The organism is Rathayibacter sp. SD072 (assembly GCF_017355185.1).
Lineage (GTDB): Bacteria > Actinomycetota > Actinomycetes > Actinomycetales > Microbacteriaceae > Rathayibacter.
Map to the genome: position 1 here is coordinate 38,679 of NZ_JADILJ010000017.1, position 19,528 is coordinate 58,206.

Sequence of the window (19,528 nt, forward strand, 5' to 3'; positions counted from 1 at the left end):
CGGCCATCGGTGCGTTCCCGCACCGCGCAGTTCCCTTCACTGGTCTGCGCGATATCGAGCCGTACTTGTGTGGCCGTCTCGACCAGGCGCTTCACCTGATGTCTCGAACATAACCCCGCGAATGACATCCGTGTGCTTCCCACCGCTACGAATGTGTAACCAGTGTGTGAACGCGCGGCTCCGCTCAGAACGCGGCGCCCGTGCCCGCCGAGACGAGAGCGGCCCGCAGTGCCGCGAGCGTCTCGTCGGTGGTGCCGGCGTGAGCGCTGAAGCGCACGGTCCCGGGGCGCAGGCGCGCCGTCACTCCGTGGACGTCGAGGGACGCGCTCAGGGGCGCGAGCTCCTCGGGTGCCGGCTCGACGACGACGATGCCCGCGCGCTCCCTCTCGTCTCGAGAGCTGACGAGGGCGAGCCCGAACTCGTCGGCGAGGTCGACGATCGCGCTGACCCGCTCGGCGATCCGCGCGGCGATGGCGGTCACTCCCACTGCGGCGATGTCCTCGAGCGCGCCGGCGAAGCGCGCCTGGGCGATCGGATCGGGGTTGGTCACGCTGAACGCACCCGCACCGGATCGGGGCGGTGCCACCTCGTCCCACGGCTCGACGGCGTCCGCGCCGGTCCATCCGGAGAGCACCGGCGAGAGCCGTTCGAGCGCGCGCTCGCTGAGCGCGAGGAAGCCCGTGCCCCAGCCCGCCCGCACCCACTTCTGCCCGCCGGACACGATGACGTCGGCCGCGGCCCAGGGCGCGTCGACGACACCGAACCCCTGGATCGCGTCGACGATCAGGAGGCGATCCCCGATGACGTCGCGCAGGCCCTCGAGGTCTGCGAGATGACCTGTGCGGGAGTCGACGAGGCTGACCGCGACCGCCGTCACCTCCGGGGTGAGGTGCTCGCGCACCGCGTCGGGAGTCACCCGGCCCGGCCTGCCCGGCAGCCACACCGGCGTCACGGCCCCCAGCGCCTGCTGGGCGCGCACCGCGGCGAAAGGCAGGCTCGGGAACTCCCCCGCCGACAGCAGCACTCCCCCGGTGGCGCCGAACATCGTGTGCAGGAGGCCCGTCGAGGTGTTCGGCTGGAAGACGATCTGCTCGGCCGGGAGGCCGACGAGTGCCGACACGGCGGAGCGGACGCGCGCGTCCTGTGCCGCCAGCTGGTCGAGCGCCCGCCCCGCCTGCAGCAGCCGGGTCGCGGCCTCCTGCTCGGCGACGGCGGTCGCCGAGATCGGACCGATGCGGGCGAAGTCGAGGTATCCCGTCTGCTCCGAGAAGGTGCCGAGGAGGTCGTCGATGCCCAGGGTGCTCGTCGTGCTCATGCCGGCCCTTCCGATGGGTGGTGCAGCGGTGATCAGCTGCCGAAGCGGCGGTGCCGCCCCGCGTAGTCGCGCAGAGCGCGCAGGAAGTCGACCTCGCGGATGTCGGGGCCGAGCGCCTCCATGAAGTAGAACTCGCTGTGCGCGCTCTGCCAGAGCATGAAGTCCGAGAGGCGCTGCTCCCCGGAGGTCCGGATCACGAGGTCCGGATCGGGCTGGCCGCTCGTGTAGAGGTGCTCGCCGATCAGCTCGGGGGTGAGCAGCTCGGCGACGTCCTCGATGGAGGACCCGCGCTTGCCGTGCTCGTCGAGGATGCTGCGCACGGCCTGGGCGATCTCGTGGCGCCCGCCGTAGCCGACCGCGAGGTTCACGTGCAGGCCGGTGTGCCGCGCCGTCCGCTCCTCGGCCGTGTCGAGCGCGGTGATCAGCGACTCCGGCAGTCCGTCGTCGGAGCCGACGTGCTGCACCCGCCAGTCGGGCTGCTGCGAGACCTCCTCGGCGAGATCGGCGATGATCGCGATCAGCTCGGTGAGCTCGGAGCTCTCGCGGCCGACGAGGTTGTCCTGCGAGAGCAGGTAGAGGGTGACGTGCCGGATGCCGAGCTCGTCGCACCACTGCAGGAACTCGTGCACCTTCGCGGCTCCCGCGCGGTGCCCGTGCGCGGCGGTCTCGAGCGCCCGCTGCCGCGCCCACCGGCGGTTGCCGTCGATGATCATCGCGACGTGGTTCGGCAGTGTCCCGGGGACGAGGCTCGATCGCAGACGCTTCTTGTAGACGCCGTAGAGGAGGTCCCTCCCCACAGGCAGTCTCGGCTTCGGCACATCGCTACGGTAGTCGATGCCCGGGGCGCCGAAGGGTCACCGCGTGCCGAGCGGCGCTCGGCGGGGTCACCGGAGCGGGCCGTATCCTGGGCCGTATGAGCCACCGGCCGACGCCCCCCGCCCCCGATCCGGCTCGCCGGTCCTCGCCCGCTGGGGACGACGCGGTGGCGCGGGACGACGCCTCAGGACCGGATCTCCCCAACGTCCCGCTCGTCGACGACGAGATCGAGAACGGCGCGGTCCTCGACGCGAAGCCCACCTGGCGCGGCTGGATCCACGCGGGACTGTTCCCGCTCGCGATCGTCGCGGGCGCCGTCCTCGTCGGGGTGGCCGAGGGTGCCGCGGCGAAGTGGGCCGCGGTGGTCTTCGCGACCTCGTCGCTGCTGCTCTTCGGGAACTCGGCGCTGTACCACCGTTTCGACTGGCAGCCGAGGACGAAGATGATCCTGAAGCGGATCGATCACGCCAACATCTTCCTGCTCATCGCGGGCACCTACACGCCGCTCGCCGTGCTCGCCCTGCCGCCCGAGCAGGGCACGCTGCTCCTCGTGCTCGTCTGGTCGGGCGCGCTGCTGGGGATCGGCTTCCGGGTCTTCTGGATCTCGGCGCCGCGCTGGCTCTACGTGCCGCTCTACCTCCTCCTGGGCTGGGCGGCCGTGATGTACCTCGGACCCCTCCTCGAGGCGAGCGCGACGATGATGGTCCTCGTCATCGTCGGCGGGCTCTGCTACACGGTCGGAGCCGTCGTCTACGGGATCAAGCGGCCCAACCCCGTTCCCGGCGTCTTCGGCTTCCACGAGATCTTCCACGCTCTCACCGCGGTGGCGTTCCTGTGCCACTGGACCGCGGCGCTGCTGATCTCGATCGACCCCGCGTACAACGGGGGTTGAGTCCGCGTCAGCGGTCGGCGGAAGGGCCCTCGGGTCGCTCCCGGGCCGCTGCGGCGTCGCGCTCGCGCTCCTCGGCATCGAGCCGCTCCGCCACCTGCTCGCGGTAGGTTGTCCGGCGCACGCGGCGCACCATGTCCAGGGCGAGGAGCACCGCGGCCACGGCGATCACGAGCATCGTGATGAAGCCGAAGAGACCGGGCGTCACCGTGTCCTCGTTGAAGTCCGGAGCCGGCGACGGGGTCGCGGCGGCGACGCGGACCAGCGCGAGACCGGCCGCGTCGACGACGGTGGAGACGGCGGCGGGGATCATGCGGGTCCCTCCTTCTGCTCATCGACGGGGTAGGCCACGTCGACTCCGGCGAAGAGATCGGTCTCCGGGGTCGGCGCGTCCACGCGCGACTGCACGAGCTGGAAGTCGTCGGTGGGCCATGCGGCGTCGATCGCCTCGTGCGGGAGGAAGAAGAACGCGTTGTCGGGAGCGACCTGGCTGGCGTGGGCGCGCAGCGCGGCGTCCCTCCGGTCGTGGAACCCCGAGATCAGCACCTGGGTCGTCGCGAGGTAGGGCGCGTCGTCCGTCCAGCGCTTCATCTCCTCGAAGGTCGCCAGGCGCGGGTCCTCGGGGTCGAGGGAGCGCAGGTGCTCGGCGATCGCCCGCAGCTTCTGACCGCTGAAGACGCGGTCGTAGTAGAGCTTCGCCACCGACCACGGATCGCCGAGCCCCGGGTACTCGTCGGGCTCTCCGGCGGCGCGGAACGCCTCCATCGCGACCTGGTGCGCCCGGATGTGGTCCGGGTGCGGGTAGCCGCCGTTCTCGTCGTAGCTGATGATCACGTGCGGCTTGAAGCGGCGGACGAGTCGCACGAGCGGAGCGGACGCCGTCTCGAGCGGGAGCGCCGCGAAGCTCGACGGCGGCACGGAGCCGTCCTCCTCCATGCCGGAGTCGACGAAGCCGAGCCAGGTGTGCTGGACGCCGAGGATCCGCTGAGCCTCGGCCATCTCGAGGCGGCGCAGGCCGCCCATGTCGCGCTCGGCGTGCGCGCGGGCGGCGAGCGCCTCGTTGAGCACGGAGCCGGCCTCGCCCCCGGTGCAGGAGACGACCATCACCTCGGCGCCCCGGTCGGCGTAGGCCGCGAGGGTCGCGGCGCCCTTGCTCGACTCGTCGTCGGGGTGTGCGTGCACGGCGAGGAGGCGCGGGACCTCCCGCACCTCCGAATCGACGGAGACCTCGGCGGCCTGGGACACGATCGCTCGATTCCTCGGGGTTTAATGGGGTCGACGCGGCGGCTCTTCGAGCGCGCGTCGTCCGTCAAGAGTAGACGCAACATCCAGGGAGTTCCGTGGTCGCCCGCACGTCCGACAGCTCCGAGCGGAGCGACGAGATCGCGGAGGGCGCCGACGGCACCGCTCTCGAGCCGGACGGGTTCCGCGAGGCCGGTCCCCTCGCCTCGCGCTACGGACGCACGCCGCGCACCCGCCGCGGCAACCGCTGGCTGTTCGGCGCCGTCGCTCTCGCCTTCGTCGCCGTCTTCGCCGCCTGGGTGGTCTGGGCGGGCCTGGACAGCGGACGCGACGGAGTCGACGTCCAGGACACGGCGCACCAGGTCGTCGACGACCGCACCGTGACCGTCTCCTTCGACCTCACCGCGCCGGTCGGCACGGAGGTGGCGTGCGCCGTCCAGGCGCTCAACGAGCAGTCCGCCGTGGTGGGCTGGCTCGTCGTCGAGTACCCCGCCTCGGACGACCGCTTCCGCTCCTTCACCGAGACCGTGCGCACCACCGAGCTCGCGAACACAGGTTTGATCTCGTCCTGCTGGCTCCCGTAGGGTTGCCGGGTGCCCTGACGGACTCGTCGGGGCCTTGTCTTTTTCCCGCCGCCGCCGGGCGCCGGGCGGAACGGACGACGGGGTGCGAGCTCCTCGGCCCGCCGCTCGGACGCGCTGCACGCGGCAGTCACGTGAGGAGCCCACCATGGCCGACCAGCCTCAGGTCACCTGGATGACCCAGGAGTCGTACGACCGCCTCCAGGCGGAGCTGAACGAGCTGTCCACCGCCGGACGCGAGGAGATCGCGAAGCGGATCGAGGTCGCTCGCGAGGAGGGCGATCTCAAGGAGAACGGCGGCTACCACGCCGCCAAGGACGAGCAGGGCAAGATCGAGGCGCGCATCCGGCAGCTGACCTCGCTGCTGCGCGAGGCCGAGATCGGCACGCCCCCCGAGAGCCACGGAGTGGTCGAGGCCGGCACGATCATCACCGCCGAGATCGCGGGCGACGAGTCGCGCTTCCTGCTCGGCAACCGCGAGATGGCGGGCGAGAGCGACCTCGACGTCTACAGCCCCCAGAGCCCGCTCGGCTCGGCGATCATGGGCCTGAAGCTCGACGACTCGACCAGCTTCGAGGCTCCCAACGGCCGGACCATCACGGTCCGCATCGTGAACGTCGAGACCTGGAACGGCCACTGATCGTCCTCCGGTCGCCCGTCCGCGGCGTTGTCGTCGGTGGCCGCACCTGACGGTACGACTCCTTCCTCCGCTTTATGGACGGACGACCGGAGAACGATCCGCCGACCGAGACGCCACCTGAGGGGCCCTGGAGGGGCCCGGCGGGTGGCGTCTTCCGGTGGCGCAGGTCAGTTCTGGGAGACGCGCGGCTCGTAGCCGGCGTCGCGGAGGACCTGGAGGACGCGCTCGGCGTGCTCGGGTCCGCGGGTCTCGACGCTGATCTCGAGCTCGACCTCGCTGATCTGCAGGCCCCGCCCGTGCCGGGTGTGCAGCACCTCGACGACGTTCGCGTTCGCCTCCGAGATCAGCTCCGAGATGCGGGCGAGCTGGCCCGGGCGGTCCGGCAGCCCGATGCTCATCTTGAGGTAGCGCTCCGACGCGGCGAGTCCGCGGCTGATCACGCGCTCCATCATGAGCGGGTCGATGTTGCCGCCCGAGAGGATCACGGCGGTCGGTCCCGCATCGCGGATCTTCCCGGTGAGGATCGCGGCGATGCCGACCGCGCCGGCGGGCTCGACGACGAGCTTCGCGCGCTCGAGCAGGACCAGCAGGGCGCGGGCGATGTCGTCGTCCTCGACCGTGACGACCTCGTCGACGACGTCGCGGATGATCTCGAAGTTGAGCGTCCCGGGCATCGCCACCGCGATGCCGTCCGCGATCGTCGGAGTGATCGTGATGAGCGTCGGCTCGCCGCTTGCGAGAGACAGCGGGTACGGGGCCGCGTTCGCCGCCTGCACCCCGATGACGCGCAGGGTGCGCCCCTCGCGGGCCGCCTTCTGCTTGGCGGCCGAGGCGACGCCCGCGATCAGACCGCCGCCTCCGATCGGCACGACGATCGTCTCGACGCCCGGAGCCTGCTCGAGGATCTCGAGGCCGATGGTCCCCTGCCCCGTGACGACGTCGGGGTGGTCGAACGGCGGGATGAAGACCGCTCCGGTGCGCTCGGCGAACTCGATCGCGGCCGCGAGGGCCTCGTTGAAGATGTGGCCGCTCAGCACGACGTCCGCGCCGTAGTCGCGGGTCGCAGCCAGCTTGGGCAGGGCGACTCCGATGGGCATGAAGATGGTGGCGTCGATGCCGAGCTCGCGGGCGGCGTAGGCCACCCCCTGCGCGTGATTGCCGGCCGAGGCCGCCACGACGCCGCGTGCGCGCTCCTCGGGCGAGAGGCGCGACATCCGGAACACCGCTCCGCGGATCTTGTAGGAGCCCGTGCGCTGCAGGTTCTCGCACTTGAGGAAGACGGGCGAGCCCAGCACCTGGGCGAGGAAGGTGCTCGTCTCCATGGGGGTGTTCGCGATCACGGGGGCGATCACGCTGCGGGCCTCCTCGAACTCGAGGAGGGACGGTCCGACGACGCGGCTAGTCTGCATGCTCTGCGGCAACTTTCTCGGGGGTTCGGGTGGGCGAGCGCCAGGCACCGCTCGCGACGTAGTTGACCATGACGTTGAGGGTCGCGACGAAGGGCACCGCGAAGAAGGCACCGGCGATGCCCGCGACGATGGAGCCGCCGGCGACCGCGAGGACGACCGCCAGGGGGTGGATCTTGATCGCCGATCCCATCACGAGCGGCTGGAGGATGTGCCCCTCCAGCTGCTGCACGCCGAGGACGACGATCAGCAGGATCAGGGCGATGAGCGGACCGTTGTAGACGAGGGCGATGAAGACCGCGAGAGCTCCGGTCGCCACCGCGCCGATCACGGGCACGAAGGAGCCCAGGAACACGAGGACGCCGATCGGGATGGCCAGCGGCACCCCGAGGAGTGCGGCGCCGACGCCGATGCCGACGGCGTCGATGAACGCGACGAAGATCTGCACCTTCACGAAGTTGGTGAGGGTCACCCAGCCGGCGCGTCCCGCGCCGTCGACGGCGGGGCGCGCGCGGTGCGGGAAGAGGCGCACGACCCAGCGCCAGATGTTCGGGCCGTCGATGAGGATGAACAGGGTCGAGAAGAGGGTCAGCAGCACGCCGGTGAGCACGTGGCCGATCGTCGATCCGACGCTGAGGGCCCCGCTGACGAGCATCCCCGAGTCCTGCTGCAGAGCGGTGAGCGCCTGCTGCGCGTACTGGTTGATCTCGCCCTCGGTGAGGTGCAGCGGCGACTCGAGGAGCCAGGCCTTGAGGTCGTCGTAGGACTCGACCGTCTGGCGGCTGAGGTCGTCGAAGCCCTGGTACACCTGCGTGACCACCAGGAAGAGCAGCCCGCCGATGATCACGATGATGCCGAGCTCGGCGACCGTGATCGCGAGCCACTTGGGCCACCGGTGCCGCTGGAGGAAGCCCGAGAACGGCACGAGGAGTGCGGCGATGACGATCGCGACCAGAAGCGGGATGACGATGAGACGCAGCTCGATGATCAGGAGCGCCAGCACCGCGAGCGCGGCGACGACCACGAGGACGCGCCACGCCCAGGCCCCGGCGATGCGCATCCCGTCGCTCACGAAGGCCGAGTCGGGACCCGGACGGGACGTACCCGGCACGCGCTGAACGGGCGGCGCCGCGGTGTCGACGACGCGGGGGCCGGAGGAGCGGCGGGACCTGCCGAGTCTCATCTGCCCAGACTAGGCCCCGGTGCATTCCGGAGGCGGTATCGACTGCGAGGACTCAGGAGGCGGCCCTCACGGCCACCGGGCGGGACGAGAGCGCGAGTCCGACGCGCTGCCCGGGCTCCAGTCTCCCGCTCGCCGCGTGCTGCACGACGAGCTCCGTCCCCTGCTCGGTGCGCAGCGTCGAGCGCCGCACCGGGCCGAGGAAGCTCGACGAGACGACGACCGCATCCAGGGCCCCCTCGGCGCCGGCTGCGACCACCTGGATGTCCTCGGGGCGGAGGAACGCCTCGACGGCGCCCTCGGGCGACGTCTCGTCCACCAGGGGCAGCCGGACGCCGAGGACGTCGACCGCTCCGCGCGACACCGTGCCGGGGAGCACGTTCGAGAGGCCGACGAAGTGCGCGACGAACGCGGTGCGCGGCCGGGTGTACAGATCCTCCGGGGCGCCGAGCTGCTCGATGCGGCCCGCGCTCATCACGGCGACCCGGTCGGCGACGGCGAGCGCCTCCTCCTGGTCGTGCGTCACGAAGAACGTGGTGATGCCCACCTCGGTCTGGATGCGCCGGATCTCGTCGCGCAGCTGCACGCGGACCTTGGCGTCGAGCGCCGAGAGGGGCTCGTCGAGCAGGAGCACCCGGGGGCGGGTGACGAGCGCCCGCGCCAGTGCCACGCGCTGCTGCTGCCCGCCGGAGAGCTGGTGCGCGTAGCGGTCGCCCAGTGCGCCGAGCCCGACGAGGTCGAGCGCATCCTCGGCTCGGGCACGACGCTCCGCGGCAGCGACACCGCGGGTGCGCAGGCCGAACTCGACGTTCTCGCGGGCGCGCAGGTGCGGGAAGAGCGAGTACGACTGGAACACCATGCCCATGTCGCGGCGGGCGACCGGGGTGCCCGACACGTCGTCGCCGTCGACGAGGATCCGTCCCGAGTCGATCCGCTCGAGACCGCTCAGAGCGCGCAGGGCCGTGGTCTTCCCGCAGCCGGAGGGCCCGAGCAGGGCCACGAACTCGCCCGGCGCGACGTCGAACGAGACGCCGTCGAGCGCGCGCGCGGATCCGTACTGCTTGACGACGTCGACGAACGACACCCGGGCGCCCGGGGTGGTCGGGGACTGCGCGCTCATGCGGCGCCTTTCGAGGAGGGTGCCGCGCCGAGCGGGAGGCCGATCCGTGCAAGACGGCCGATCCCGAGCAGCAGCGCGAACGCGAAGAGGAGGGAGAGGAGAGAGAAGACGACGGCCGTGAAGGCGTCCGAGCGCGAGACCTGCACGAGACCGGTCTGCAGCGTCGTGCGGCTGAGGAGCGACGCGACCGTGTACTCGCCGAGGACCACCGCCACGGTGATGAGAGCGGCGGCCACGAGCCCGCGCCGGAGGTTGGGCAGCAGCACCCGCACCAGCACGGTCCACCATCCGGCGCCGAGCGAGCGCGCCGCCTCCGAGAGGGTGACGGCGTCGAGCCCCGAGAGGTCGGCGGCGACGGCGCGGTACGCGTACGGCAGCACCAGGACCCCGTAGGCGAGCGCGAGAGTCCACGGGGCGGACCCGGCGACGCGGGTGACGACGGAGTAGACCGGAGCGAGCCCCACGACGAGCACGATGGCCGGGACGGTCAGCGGGAGCAGGCAGACGAGCTCGAGCGGACGCCGCAGCCGCGGAACGCGGATCTCGACGAGCAGCATCGTCGGCACCAGGAGCACCAGCACGAGCAGCGCGGTCACGACCGCCAGCAGCAGCGAGTTGCCGATGCCCTGGAACAGGGAGCGGTAGCCGCGCTCGTTGGCCGGATCGACGATCGCCGCCCAGTGGGAGAGGTCGTAGCCTCCTGCACCGCGGAGCGTGAACTCGGCCATCGCGATCAACGGCACGGCGAAGACGATCCCCGTGACGATCAGCACCAGCCGGGCGAGAGGGCGGGTCATCGCTGCCACCGCCGCGCACGGCGCTGCAGCAGCGAGTAGCCCGTCATCAGCACCACCATGACCACGAGCATGCCGAGCGCCAGCGCCCCTGCCATGTTCTCGCGGCCCAGGACGGTCTCGGAGACGAGGGCGGCGCGGATCTGCAGCGGCACGATCTGCGCGCCCTGGCTGATCAGCGCAGCCGCCGTGGCGAAGGACGAGAAGGCGTTCGCGAAGAGCAGCAGCACCGAGCCGAGGAAGGACGGGGCGAGCACCGGCACGGCCACCCGCCACCAGTACGTCGCCCGTCCGCCGCCGAGCACCGCACTCGCCTCCGCCCATTCCGGGCGCAGTCCTTCGAGGGCGGGCAGGAAGGTCAGGACCATGAGCGGCACCTGGAAGTAGAGGTACGGGAGCACGAGGCCGACCACCTGGTAGAGCCAGACCCCGTCGGCGTAGAGGTCGACACCGATCCCGGCGAGGAGGGTGGTGACGAGCCCCTGCACGCCGATCGTCGCGATGAACGCGAAGGCGAGCATGACGCCGCCGAACTGGGCGAGCACGCCGGCGGCCGCGTCCACGACCGAGCGGAGCGGACCGCGCGGGTCCGAGCCGACGAGGGCGAGGCAGACGATCGCGCCGAGCACGGCGCCGACGACCGCGGTGAACGCGGAGAGGCCGAGTGAGGCCCCGAAGGCCGAGAGGACGACCGGATCGCCCAGTGCGAGCAGGTTGGCGGCGGTGGGCCGCCCCTCCCCGTCGACGAAGCCGGTGGCGACCGCGAGCACGGTCGGCACGGCGAGGAACAGCAGGACGTAGACCGCGAACGGCGCGACGCCCAGGACCTGGGGGACGCCGCGCCGCGCCCGGGACGCGCGGGTCCCGGGCGCGGCGCGGACGGCGGCGGTCGTCACTGGATCGCCGACGGCCACTTCTCGGCGAGCAGCGCGGAGGCGGCTCCCGTCTGCTCCTCGGTGAACTGCACCAGGTCGCTCGGGGCCTCGCCCACGGCGTCGAGCGCCTCCTGGTCGACCGTTCCCGCCTCGACCATCGCCGCGAGGCGGACGGGGTAGGCGCCGGCCGCGAGGTAGAGGTTCTGAGCGGCGTCGGAGTAGAGGTACTCCTGCCACAGGCGGGCGGCCGCCGGGTGCGGGGCGTCGGCGTTCACGGCCTGGTTGTAGTAGCTGCCCACGGCGGCGTCGGGCAGGACGGTGGTCTCCCACTCGCGGGTGCCCTCGTTCGCCGTGCCCGCCGCGAGGTTGTTGTAGCTCCAGTCGAAGACGACGGGAGTCTCGCCCGAGGCGATGGTGGCCTCGGTGGGGTCGAGCGGGAGGAAGTTGCCGGCGTCGTTGAGCTTCTCGAAGAAGTCGATGCCGGGCTGGATGTCGTCGGCCGAGCCGCCCGACTGCAGCGCCGCGAGCTGGACCGCTGCTGCGGCGGCTCCGGCCTGGGTCGGGTCGCCGTTGATCGCGACGGAGCCGCGGTACTCCGCGCCGAGGAGGTCCTCGAGCGACTCGGGCTCGGGGACGGCCTCGGGGTCGTAGCCGATCGACATGAGCCCGGTGTAGTCGTTCACCCAGAGACCGGTGGCCTCCTTGTTCCCGTCCGGGATGTCGTCCCAGGTCTCGACCTTGTAGGGGGCGAAGACGTCGGTGCTCGCGAGGGCGACGGCGGGGCCGAGGTCGAACACATCGGGAGCGGTGTCCTGACCGGCGAGGTTCTCGGCGGTGCTGATCTCCTCGGCCGAGGAGATGTCGGGATCGGCGGAGTTCACGGTGATGCCGTACTCCTCCTCGAAGCCCGCGATGAGCTCGCCGTAGTTGGCCCAGTTGTCGGGCAGGGCGATGACGTTGAGCTCGCCCTCGGCCTTCGCCGCCTCGATCAGGGCGTCGAGACCACCCAGATCGGCGGCGGAGGTGGCGGTCGACGCGTCGACGCCGCCCTCCGAGGAGGCGGTGGCGTCTCCGGAGCACGCGGAGAGGGTCAGGGCGAGGGCGGTGGTCGTTGCGGCCACCAGGCCGATGCGCGAGTGGCGCTGGGTCTTCACGGGTCCTCCAGAGATCGGGTCGGCGCACCCGGCGGGTTCGCCTCGGGCACCGTAGGAGCGGACGGCGACGACCGGGGGAAGGCCGGGTGAACCGGCGGGGAACGACGGGCGGCGGCTTCCGCGACGACGATGTCGGAGGCCTTCGCTAGCGTGGTCGGACCATGACCGAGCAGCTCTCCCCCGCCCTCGCGCGCCGCATCGCCCTCGCCGCGCAGGGCTTCGGAGCGCCGCGGCCGCCGCGCGTCGGCACTCGGCAGATCGTCCAGGCCGTCGACCGCATCCGGCCTCTGCAGCTCGACTCGGTCAACGTCTTCGAGCGGAGCCACTACCTGCCGCTGCTCGCGCGCCTGGGACCGTACGACCGGGCGCTGCTCGACGCCGTCGCCTTCACGCCGAAGGGGCACTACCTCGAGTACTGGGCGCACGAGGCGGCGCTGATCCGCCGGGCCGACGTCCCGCTCTACCGCTGGCGGATGGAGCACTACCGCCGCACCGCGCTCCCCGAGCACGAGGGGTGGGCCGCCGAGAACAGGTCCACGCTCGACTGGCTGAGGGCGGCTCTGGCCGACGGGCCCCTGCGCGCCTCCGAGATCGAGCACGAGTCGAACACCCGCACGGGCCCGTGGTGGGGCTGGTCCGACATCAAGCGCGGCCTCGAGGTGCTCTTCCGCTGGGGCGAGGTGGTGAGCGCCGGCCGCACCCGGTTCGAGCGCTCCTACGCCCTCGCCGAGCGGATGCTGCCGCGCGAGGTCCTCGAGACCGAGGTCTCCGAGCAGGACGCCGTCCGCGAGCTCGTGCGCCGCTCGGCCGTCGCCCACGGCATCGGCACGCTCGGCGACCTCGCCGACTACCACCGTCTGCGGCAGGCACCGGCGCTCGCCGCGGTCCGCGACCTCGTCGACTCCGGCGAGCTCGTCCCCGTGGAGGTGCGCGGGTGGGAGCGATCCGGTCGCCCGATCGCCCTCTGGCGCCACACCGCCGCCCGACGACCGCGCACGCTGCGCGCCGACGCGCTGCTCTCGCCCTTCGATCCCGTCGTCTGGCATCGCCCGAGAGCCGAGCTGCTCTTCGGCTTCCACTACCGGATCGAGATCTACACGCCCGCCGAGAAGCGCGTGCACGGGTACTACGTCCTCCCGGTGCTGCTCGACGACGTCCTCGCCGCCCGGGTCGACCTCAAGAGCGACCGGCAGAGGGGGGTGCTGCGGGTGCAGGCCGCGTGGCTCGAGCCCGGCGCCCCCGCCGACACGGCCGAGCGGCTCGCCGTGCTCCTCGTCGAGGCCGCGGCCTGGCAGGGGCTCGAGGCCGTCGAGATCGTCGAGCGAGGCACGCTCGCACCGGCGCTGCTCGCCGCGCTCCGCACCGGGCACGCGGATGTCCTAGCGTGAGCGGCATGGTGGACGAACGCTCCGGATCGATCGCGCTCGCCCTCTCCGAGAAGTGCGTGGGGCTCCTCCTCGAGCGCGGCACGGTGAAGGGCGTCAGCTCGATCGACCTCGCGCACGCCGCCGGCATCTCGCTCCGGACCTTCCACCGCTACCTCGGCGGCAAGGAGGACTGCGTGCGGCCCGTGCTCTACGCGGCCATCGCGGCGATGGGTCGTGAACTCCTCGCACGCCCCGCCGACGAGCCGCTGAACCGCGCCCTCGGCGCCGCCTTCGCCGCCGCCGCCTCCGGGCCGCAGCTCGATCGCACGCTCCGGCTGATCCCGCTGCTCACCGAGACCCCCGCCATGCGCGCGGTCTGGGCGCAGTCCCTCCACGACGGCGAGGCGGCCCTCACCCCGTCGATCGCCGAGCGGATGGGGATGGAGCCCGAGGAGACCCCCCGGGCGGCGGTCCTCGCCACGGTCGTGATGGCGCTGGTGCGCCGAGCGCTCGTCGACGCCGTCGCCACCGGAGTCGATCCCGCGCCCGTGTTCGACGAGTACCTGACGACGCTGGGCGGCGGACCGCTCGCCGCGCCGACCGGGCGCTAGGGCCGCCGGACGGCCGCTCCCCCGCTCAGACGATGGTCACCGGCCTCCGCACGGGGAGCTCAGAACTGGACGCGCGGCGGCTCCGAGATCGCGGCGAGGGTGTCCACCTCGAAGAAGTCCCGCTCGGAGAAGCCGAGCCGCCGCGAGAAGAGCGTGTTGGGGAACACCTTCACCTTGGTGTTCATCTCGCGCACCCCGCCGTTGTAGAACCGGCGGGCCGACTGGATCTTGTCCTCGGAATCGACGAGCTCGCCCTGGAGCTGGAGGAAGTTCTGGCTCGCCTGCAGCTGCGGGTACGCCTCCGCCACGGCGAAGATCGACTTGAGCGCCTTCTGCATGTGGTCCTCGGCGACGGACGCCTCCGCCGGCCCCTGCGCGGACAGCGTCTCGGCCCGGGCGCGCGTCACCTGCTCGAAGACCTGGCGCTCGTGGGAGGCGTAGCCCTTCACCGAGTCGATGACGTTCGGGATCAGGTCCGCGCGCCGCTTCAGCTGCACGGTGATGTCGCTCCACGCCTCGTCGACCCGGACATTGAGGGTGACCAGGGAGTTGTAGGTCGCCCAGAGGTAGATCCCGAGGATCACCACGAGGGCCACGACGACGATGAGCGGGACCAGCCATTCCATGCCGACAAGTGTAGGGAACACGGGTCGGCCGCTCTCACGGGCACGGCGCTTTCGCAGTGTCCGCGAGGACGTCTACTTCAGCGTCTTCTGCAGCAGCACCGTGCTGAGCCAGCGGTTGAACTTGAAGCCGACCCGGCCCATCCGCCCCACCTCGACGAAGCCGTACTGCGCGTGCATCGCCAGCGACGCCTCCGCCCCCTTGTCGGCGATCACGGCCATGATCTGACGGATGCCCACTGCCTTCGCCCGCTCCAGCAGCTCGGTCATCAGCGCCTTGCCCAGGCCTTTGCCGGTGGAGGCTGCGCGGAGGTAGATCGAGTTCTCGACCGTGAAGCGGTACGCGCGCTTCGAGGACCAGGGCGAGACCATCGCGTAGCCGAGGATCTGGCCCGACGGCGACACCGCGACGATGAAGGGCAGCCCGAGCTTCTGGTTCCTGCTGAACTTCGAGCGCCACTCCTTGATCGTGGAGTCGTCCTCGTCGAACGTCACGACGGTGTTGCGCACGTAGTGGTTGTAGATCTCGCGGATGTCGGGGAGGTCCTCCTCGCGCGCCTCCCGGATCTCGTACGAGAAGTCGGGCTCGGGCGGAGGCGTCCTCCGCAGGTGCGGCGGCAGGACGCGTCGCTGCTCGTACTCTTCCTCAAGCATGGGGGTCCCCTCCGTCGATCCGGTCCGATCGCGCGGACAGCGTCCAGCGTATCGGCGCACCGCCCGGCCCTGCGGCGCGGCCGCTCACTCCGCCAGGCTCCAGTCGACCGGCTCGGCGCCGCGCTCGACGAGCAGCGCGTTCGCCCGGCTGAAGGGGCGCGAGCCGAAGAAGCCCCGCGAGGCCGACAGGGGGCTCGGATGGGCGCTCTCGACGATCCCCGCGTCGCCGAGGAGCGGGCGGAGGTTCGCCGCGTCCCTCCCCCAGAGGATCGCGACGAGGGGAGCGTCCCGTGCCGCGAGCGTCCGGATCGCGTGCTCGGTGACCGCCTCCCAGCCCTTCCCGCGGTGCGAGGCGGGAGCGCCGGGAGCGACGGTCAGGACGCGGTTGAGCAGCATCACGCCGCTGCTGGTCCAGGCGCCGAGGTCGCCGTGCTCGGGAGGAGCGACGCCGAGGTCGTCGCGCAGCTCGCGGTAGATGTTCTGGAGGCTCCGCGGCACCGGGCGGACGTGCCGCTCGACCGCGAAGGAGAGCCCGATCGGGTGCCCCGGCGTCGGGTACGGGTCCTGGCCGACGATGAGCACGCGCACGTCGGCGAGCGGAGCGCGGAAGGCCCGGAGCACGTCCGCGCCCGCGGGCAGGTAGTGCCGGCCTGCGGCCACCTCGGCGCGCAGGAAGTCGCCCATCGCGGCGATGTCGGGGCCCACCGGTGCCAGCGCCGACGCCCAGCCCGCGTCGATCAGGCCGGCGCCCGACAGCTCCTGCAGATCCACGGGTCAGCTCGCGGCGAGCGTGGCCACGAGCACCCCGGTCTCGCCGGCGCTCGCGCGCCAGACGGACCCGGCACCTGAGACGCGCAGCGCTCCTGTGCCGACCGTCAGAGCGGTCGACTCGTCGATCGCGACCCCGCCGTCGACGAGTCCTGCCTCGACCGCGGCCACGAGGCGGCCGAGGGTGCCCCACTGCGCGGCGTGCACGTCGATGGAGACGTCGACCAGGCCGATGCCCTCGAGCACCGTCACCTCGTCGAGCTCCTCCGCGGCGTCCTCGGGCGCCACGACGACGCCTCCGATCCGGGATCCGCCGACGATCGCCCGGTCGGCCGCTATGGCGGCGCCGGCCGAGAACCCGGCGTAGGGGGTGCCGGAGGAGACCAGGTCGCGCAGGCGCTCGAACGAGTCCTCGAGGGCGTCGCGGTACGCGGGGGTGAGCCCGCCGCCGACGAAGATCCCGTCGACCTCGTCGAAGACGGACGGATCGATCCGGCCGCCCTCGGGCTTGAGCACGGCGACCGGCTCGATCGGACCGACCGATGCGAGCGTCGCCGCGTATCCGGAGTAGGCCTCGGGCCCCAGGCCGTCGTGCACCACGACGATCGCGATGCGCGGGCCCTCGATCCGACCCGCGTCGACGGCGCGGGCGCGCGCCTCCGCGAGGAAGGCGCCGTAGAGGTCGGTGTCGTGCTCCGGCCCGCCTCCGCCGCCGATCAGGTGGACGCTCATTCGCCGTCCTCCGCGAGAGCGCCGTCGACCGGGGGGAGGGCCGACCAGGGGAAGACGATCCAGCGCGGGGTGCGGCGCCAGAAGAAGTCCGGCTCGAGGACGGTGCGGGGCTTCGTGTAGAGCGTGACGGTGCGGACCTCGGCACCCATGGCCTCGATCAGCTTCACCGACAGGGCGAGCGTGTGGCCGGAGTCGGACACGTCGTCGACGAGCAGGACCCGCTTGCCGCGGACCGAGGCCTCGTCCAGGAGCGGAGGGAGCACGACGGGGGCGGCGAGCCGCGCCTCGACGCCGGTGTAGAACTCGACGTTCAGCGCCCCGCAGCTCTTGATGCCGAGGGCGTACGCCACGGCTCCGGCGAGCAGCAGACCGCCGCGGGCGATGGCGACGACCAGCTCGGGCCGATAGCCCGTGGCGACGACGTCGTCCGCGAGATGCCGCGCGGCGTCGCCGAACTCGAGCCAGCCGAGGACCTCCTTCTCCGTGGCGGCGAGGAGGGCGGCGGAGTCGTCGGCGTCGGAAACCATGAGGGACAGGCTAGAGCGTCGCGCGCCTCCGCGTCACATCGCCCGACGGCGGGCGGACGCCCCCCCCGTCAGAGCCTCGGAGCCAGCGGACCTCGGACGACCTTGTGCGGCGCGGCCTGCGCGACGGGCTTGATCGTCACCAGATCCAGGTTCACGTGCGCGGGCAGCTCCACGGAGGAGACGATCGCTGCGGCCACGTCCTCGGCCACCAGGGGCGCGGCGACTCCGTCGTACACCTTGTCGGCCCGCTCCTTGTCACCGCCGAACCGCACCAGGGAGAACTCCTCGGTGTGCACCATGCCCGGGGCGATCTCGACGACCCGGATCGGCTCGCCCGCGAGTTCGAGGCGCAGGACGGCGACCAGCGCGTGGGCCGCGAACTTGGCCGCGTTGTAGCCGCCGCCGCCCTCGTAGGCGACGTGGCCGGCGATGGAGGTGACCGTGACGATGTCGGCCGAGCCCTCGGAGCCGGCGTCGGCGACACCGCGGCGCAGCAGCGGCAGGAGCGCGCTGGTGACCAGCTTCACCGAGAGCACGTTGATCTCGAACATCCGGGTCCAGTCGGCCGGGTCGGACGCCTCCACGGTGTCGAGTCCGAGCGCGCCGCCGGCGTTGTTGACGAGCGCGTGCACGGCGCCGGTCGCGGCGAGGTGGTCGCGCAGGGCGTCGACCTGGGCGGAGTCGGTCAGATCCGCGGTGAAGAAGGTCGCGCCCGTCTCGGCGGCGAGCGCCTCGAGCCTCTCCTGCCGACGAGCCACGGCCACGACGTCCCATCCGTGCTCCCGGAACAGGCGGACCGTCGCCGCACCGATCCCTGAACTCGCTCCTGTCACGACGACGCGTCGAACCACGCTAGTCCCCTTCCGTCAAGCCTCGGACACCACCGACTCCGTCGTCGCCCCCAACGCTAGTCTGACCCGGTGAACCCCGCCGACCCCGCACCCGCGACCGGCGGAGTCGGAGCTCCCCCCAAGCGCCGCGTCCCGCTCTGGGACAACGCCCGCTTCGTCTGCGTGACCCTGGTGGTCATCGGGCACGGGATCCAGCGCCTGACCGCCAACTCCGACGTGTCGCTGATCGTCTACCTCACGGTCTACGCGTTCCACATGCCGGCGTTCGCCATCATCTCCGGCTACTTCTCGAAGGCCGGAGCGCCGAACGCGCGGGCGATGCGCCGGGTGATGACCGACATCCTGCTGCCCTACCTGATCATGGAGACGGTCTGGACGCTGGTGCAGCTGGCGGTCGAGGGCAAGACCGAGTTCAATCCGACCAAGCCCAGCTGGACGCTCTGGTTCCTGCTCGCGCTGGGCATCTTCCGTCTGGTCCTCCCCTACCTCGCGCTCCTGCGCTGGCCGCTGCTGATCAGCGTCGTCCTCGCGGTGGGGGTCAGCTACTACGACAACATCGACTCGACCTTCTCGCTGGCGCGCGCGATCGGGATCCTGCCCTTCTTCGTCTTCGGCTGGCGGCTGCGCGGATGGCGGGCCGGCTCTCAGCTCCTCGTCGACCGCTGGCTCGCTCTGCCGACGGGCAGGGTCCTCGCGGTGCGCGCCGTCGCCCTCGTCCTCTTCGCCGTCACTGCTCTCGTGATGACGGTGAACATCGACGCGTTCCGCGCGGCCGACCTTCGCTACTGGTTCTTCTACGACCGCCCCTACGACGCCCTCGGCGAGACGGAGTGGTGGGCCGGCCTGGTCCGCCTGGCGCTGATGCTCACCGCGGTCGTCCTCTCCCTCGCCCTCTTCACGCTGATCCCGCGCGGGCGCACGGTGCTGACGCACTGGGGCCAGTCGACGATGTACGTCTATCTGCTGCACAGCTTCGTCCTCTACCCGCTGCGGGAGTCGGGGGTGCTGTCGGCCGCGGACAGCACGCTCGCTCTGGTGCTGATGATCGTGCTCTGCATCGCGGTCTCGGTGGTGCTCTCGCTCGGCTGGACGCGGACCGTCTTCCACAAGCTCGTCGAGCCGCGCGCCGCCTGGCTCTTCGCCCCGGTGCAGGACGAGCGGCCCGAGCGGCCGCGGCGCGCCGATCCGACGGGCTCCAAGCGCGATCCGCGCGCCGCGCCCGATCGCAGCACGCCCGACCGCACCGCACCCCGCTGAGGCGGTCCCCGTCGCGGCGGTCCTCGTCGCGGGATGACCTCGTGTGTCGACGGACCTCGCCCCCGCCCGGCCGCCCGCCTAGGCTCGTCGCGGCGGAGAACGGACTCCGCCCCTCCGCCGTCACGA

22 protein-coding genes are annotated in these 19,528 nt (G+C 71.9%); 6 read left to right on the forward strand and 16 right to left on the reverse strand.

The features are described from left to right. Positions 1-184: 184 nt before the first annotated feature. Complete coding sequence (locus tag IOC53_RS08880) at positions 185-1,315, reverse strand: aminotransferase class V-fold PLP-dependent enzyme (RefSeq protein WP_207404851.1); 1,131 nt, start codon at positions 1,313-1,315, stop codon at positions 185-187. A gap of 32 nt (positions 1,316-1,347) precedes the next feature. Beyond that, complete coding sequence (locus IOC53_RS08885) at positions 1,348-2,112, reverse strand: isoprenyl transferase (protein WP_307786127.1); 765 nt, start codon at positions 2,110-2,112, stop codon at positions 1,348-1,350. Between the two features lie 116 nt (positions 2,113-2,228). Here IOC53_RS08885 and IOC53_RS08890 point away from each other — a divergent pair, with 116 nt between their 5' ends. After that, on the forward strand, positions 2,229-3,023 hold the full coding sequence (locus IOC53_RS08890) for a hemolysin III family protein (protein ID WP_207404855.1): 795 nt from the start codon (positions 2,229-2,231) through the stop codon (positions 3,021-3,023). 7 nt (positions 3,024-3,030) lie between these two features. Here the strand turns inward: IOC53_RS08890 and IOC53_RS08895 are convergent, their stop codons facing one another. Then, positions 3,031-3,333, reverse strand: coding sequence for a hypothetical protein (locus IOC53_RS08895; protein WP_207404857.1), 303 nt, complete (start codon positions 3,331-3,333; stop codon positions 3,031-3,033). Further along, positions 3,330-4,265, reverse strand: coding sequence for a mycothiol conjugate amidase Mca (gene mca / locus IOC53_RS08900; protein WP_307786128.1), 936 nt, complete (start codon positions 4,263-4,265; stop codon positions 3,330-3,332). Before mca ends, IOC53_RS08895 begins: the two co-directional genes overlap by 4 nt. A 95-nt stretch (positions 4,266-4,360) precedes the next feature. Between mca and IOC53_RS08905 the strand changes: the two genes are divergently transcribed. Continuing rightward, complete coding sequence (locus IOC53_RS08905; protein ID WP_307786129.1) at positions 4,361-4,846, forward strand: DUF4307 domain-containing protein; 486 nt, start codon at positions 4,361-4,363, stop codon at positions 4,844-4,846. 145 nt (positions 4,847-4,991) lie between these two features. After that, the gene (gene greA, locus IOC53_RS08910; protein WP_207404859.1) at positions 4,992-5,483 is read left to right on the forward strand and encodes a transcription elongation factor GreA; all 492 of its coding nucleotides are present in this window, start codon (positions 4,992-4,994) and stop codon (positions 5,481-5,483) included. Between the two features lie 167 nt (positions 5,484-5,650). Here the strand turns inward: greA and ilvA are convergent, their stop codons facing one another. The 6 genes from ilvA to IOC53_RS08940 are packed head-to-tail and all read right to left on the reverse strand — an operon-like array spanning position 5,651 to position 12,012. Next, the gene (ilvA, locus tag IOC53_RS08915) at positions 5,651-6,892 is read right to left on the reverse strand and encodes a threonine ammonia-lyase (RefSeq protein WP_207404861.1); all 1,242 of its coding nucleotides are present in this window, start codon (positions 6,890-6,892) and stop codon (positions 5,651-5,653) included. After that, the gene (locus IOC53_RS08920; RefSeq protein ID WP_207404863.1) at positions 6,882-8,072 is read right to left on the reverse strand and encodes an AI-2E family transporter; all 1,191 of its coding nucleotides are present in this window, start codon (positions 8,070-8,072) and stop codon (positions 6,882-6,884) included. The genes ilvA and IOC53_RS08920 overlap by 11 nt, the downstream gene beginning before the upstream one ends. Before the next feature lie 52 nt (positions 8,073-8,124). Continuing rightward, complete coding sequence (locus IOC53_RS08925) at positions 8,125-9,189, reverse strand: ABC transporter ATP-binding protein (RefSeq protein ID WP_207404865.1); 1,065 nt, start codon at positions 9,187-9,189, stop codon at positions 8,125-8,127. Next, a complete protein-coding gene (locus IOC53_RS08930; protein WP_207404867.1) occupies positions 9,186-9,986 on the reverse strand; it encodes an ABC transporter permease in 801 nt (266 codons plus the stop codon). The genes IOC53_RS08925 and IOC53_RS08930 overlap by 4 nt, the downstream gene beginning before the upstream one ends. Beyond that, positions 9,983-10,879 carry an ABC transporter permease subunit gene (locus tag IOC53_RS08935; protein WP_207404870.1) on the reverse strand — a complete coding sequence of 299 codons (897 nt, stop codon included), beginning with the start codon at positions 10,877-10,879 and terminating at the stop codon, positions 9,983-9,985. The genes IOC53_RS08930 and IOC53_RS08935 overlap by 4 nt, the downstream gene beginning before the upstream one ends. Continuing rightward, positions 10,876-12,012 carry an ABC transporter substrate-binding protein gene (locus tag IOC53_RS08940; RefSeq protein WP_207404872.1) on the reverse strand — a complete coding sequence of 379 codons (1,137 nt, stop codon included), beginning with the start codon at positions 12,010-12,012 and terminating at the stop codon, positions 10,876-10,878. The genes IOC53_RS08935 and IOC53_RS08940 overlap by 4 nt, the downstream gene beginning before the upstream one ends. A gap of 161 nt (positions 12,013-12,173) precedes the next feature. On the opposite strand from IOC53_RS08940, the gene IOC53_RS08945 reads away from it, so the two are divergent. After that, positions 12,174-13,400, forward strand: a complete 1,227-nt coding sequence (locus tag IOC53_RS08945) for a winged helix-turn-helix domain-containing protein (RefSeq protein WP_207404874.1) — start codon at positions 12,174-12,176, stop codon at positions 13,398-13,400. 5 nt (positions 13,401-13,405) lie between these two features. After that, positions 13,406-13,990 carry a TetR/AcrR family transcriptional regulator gene (locus IOC53_RS08950; RefSeq protein ID WP_207404876.1) on the forward strand — a complete coding sequence of 195 codons (585 nt, stop codon included), beginning with the start codon at positions 13,406-13,408 and terminating at the stop codon, positions 13,988-13,990. A gap of 59 nt (positions 13,991-14,049) precedes the next feature. Here the strand turns inward: IOC53_RS08950 and IOC53_RS08955 are convergent, their stop codons facing one another. The 6 genes from IOC53_RS08955 to IOC53_RS08980 form a co-directional block, all read right to left on the reverse strand. Continuing rightward, positions 14,050-14,616, reverse strand: a complete 567-nt coding sequence (locus IOC53_RS08955; RefSeq protein WP_207404878.1) for a LemA family protein — start codon at positions 14,614-14,616, stop codon at positions 14,050-14,052. 72 nt (positions 14,617-14,688) lie between these two features. Then, on the reverse strand, positions 14,689-15,267 hold the full coding sequence (locus IOC53_RS08960; protein WP_207404880.1) for a GNAT family N-acetyltransferase: 579 nt from the start codon (positions 15,265-15,267) through the stop codon (positions 14,689-14,691). A gap of 84 nt (positions 15,268-15,351) precedes the next feature. After that, complete coding sequence (locus IOC53_RS08965) at positions 15,352-16,038, reverse strand: uracil-DNA glycosylase (RefSeq protein ID WP_207404882.1); 687 nt, start codon at positions 16,036-16,038, stop codon at positions 15,352-15,354. A 3-nt stretch (positions 16,039-16,041) separates the two neighbouring features. Then, positions 16,042-16,767 carry a Type 1 glutamine amidotransferase-like domain-containing protein gene (locus IOC53_RS08970; protein WP_207404884.1) on the reverse strand — a complete coding sequence of 242 codons (726 nt, stop codon included), beginning with the start codon at positions 16,765-16,767 and terminating at the stop codon, positions 16,042-16,044. After that, positions 16,764-17,294 (reverse strand): phosphoribosyltransferase, encoded by a 531-nt coding sequence (locus IOC53_RS08975; protein WP_207404886.1) that lies wholly within the window; start codon positions 17,292-17,294, stop codon positions 16,764-16,766. The genes IOC53_RS08970 and IOC53_RS08975 overlap by 4 nt, the downstream gene beginning before the upstream one ends. Positions 17,295-17,362: 68 nt before the next feature. Further along, on the reverse strand, positions 17,363-18,145 hold the full coding sequence (locus IOC53_RS08980) for an SDR family NAD(P)-dependent oxidoreductase (RefSeq protein WP_307786130.1): 783 nt from the start codon (positions 18,143-18,145) through the stop codon (positions 17,363-17,365). A gap of 69 nt (positions 18,146-18,214) precedes the next feature. Here IOC53_RS08980 and IOC53_RS08985 point away from each other — a divergent pair, with 69 nt between their 5' ends. Further along, positions 18,215-19,402 (forward strand): acyltransferase family protein, encoded by a 1,188-nt coding sequence (locus IOC53_RS08985; protein ID WP_207404888.1) that lies wholly within the window; start codon positions 18,215-18,217, stop codon positions 19,400-19,402. Positions 19,403-19,528: the final 126 nt, after the last annotated feature.

Bases quoted from the DNA above. Each gene is read 5' to 3' on its own strand.
- IOC53_RS08880 (WP_207404851.1), bottom strand. From the start codon at position 1,315: ATGAGCACGACGAGCACCCTGGGCATCGACGACCTCCTCGGCACCTTC.
- IOC53_RS08890 (WP_207404855.1), top strand. From the start codon at position 2,229: ATGAGCCACCGGCCGACGCCCCCCGCCCCCGATCCGGCTCGCCGGTCC.
- IOC53_RS08895 (WP_207404857.1), bottom strand. From the start codon at position 3,333: ATGATCCCCGCCGCCGTCTCCACCGTCGTCGACGCGGCCGGTCTCGCG.
- greA (WP_207404859.1), top strand. From the start codon at position 4,992: ATGGCCGACCAGCCTCAGGTCACCTGGATGACCCAGGAGTCGTACGAC.
- ilvA (WP_207404861.1), bottom strand. From the start codon at position 6,892: ATGCAGACTAGCCGCGTCGTCGGACCGTCCCTCCTCGAGTTCGAGGAG.
- IOC53_RS08920 (WP_207404863.1), bottom strand. From the start codon at position 8,072: ATGAGACTCGGCAGGTCCCGCCGCTCCTCCGGCCCCCGCGTCGTCGAC.
- IOC53_RS08925 (WP_207404865.1), bottom strand. From the start codon at position 9,189: ATGAGCGCGCAGTCCCCGACCACCCCGGGCGCCCGGGTGTCGTTCGTC.
- IOC53_RS08930 (WP_207404867.1), bottom strand. From the start codon at position 9,986: ATGACCCGCCCTCTCGCCCGGCTGGTGCTGATCGTCACGGGGATCGTC.
- IOC53_RS08945 (WP_207404874.1), top strand. From the start codon at position 12,174: ATGACCGAGCAGCTCTCCCCCGCCCTCGCGCGCCGCATCGCCCTCGCC.
- IOC53_RS08950 (WP_207404876.1), top strand. From the start codon at position 13,406: ATGGTGGACGAACGCTCCGGATCGATCGCGCTCGCCCTCTCCGAGAAG.
- IOC53_RS08955 (WP_207404878.1), bottom strand. From the start codon at position 14,616: ATGGAATGGCTGGTCCCGCTCATCGTCGTCGTGGCCCTCGTGGTGATC.
- IOC53_RS08960 (WP_207404880.1), bottom strand. From the start codon at position 15,267: ATGCTTGAGGAAGAGTACGAGCAGCGACGCGTCCTGCCGCCGCACCTG.
- IOC53_RS08970 (WP_207404884.1), bottom strand. From the start codon at position 16,767: ATGAGCGTCCACCTGATCGGCGGCGGAGGCGGGCCGGAGCACGACACC.
- IOC53_RS08975 (WP_207404886.1), bottom strand. From the start codon at position 17,294: ATGGTTTCCGACGCCGACGACTCCGCCGCCCTCCTCGCCGCCACGGAG.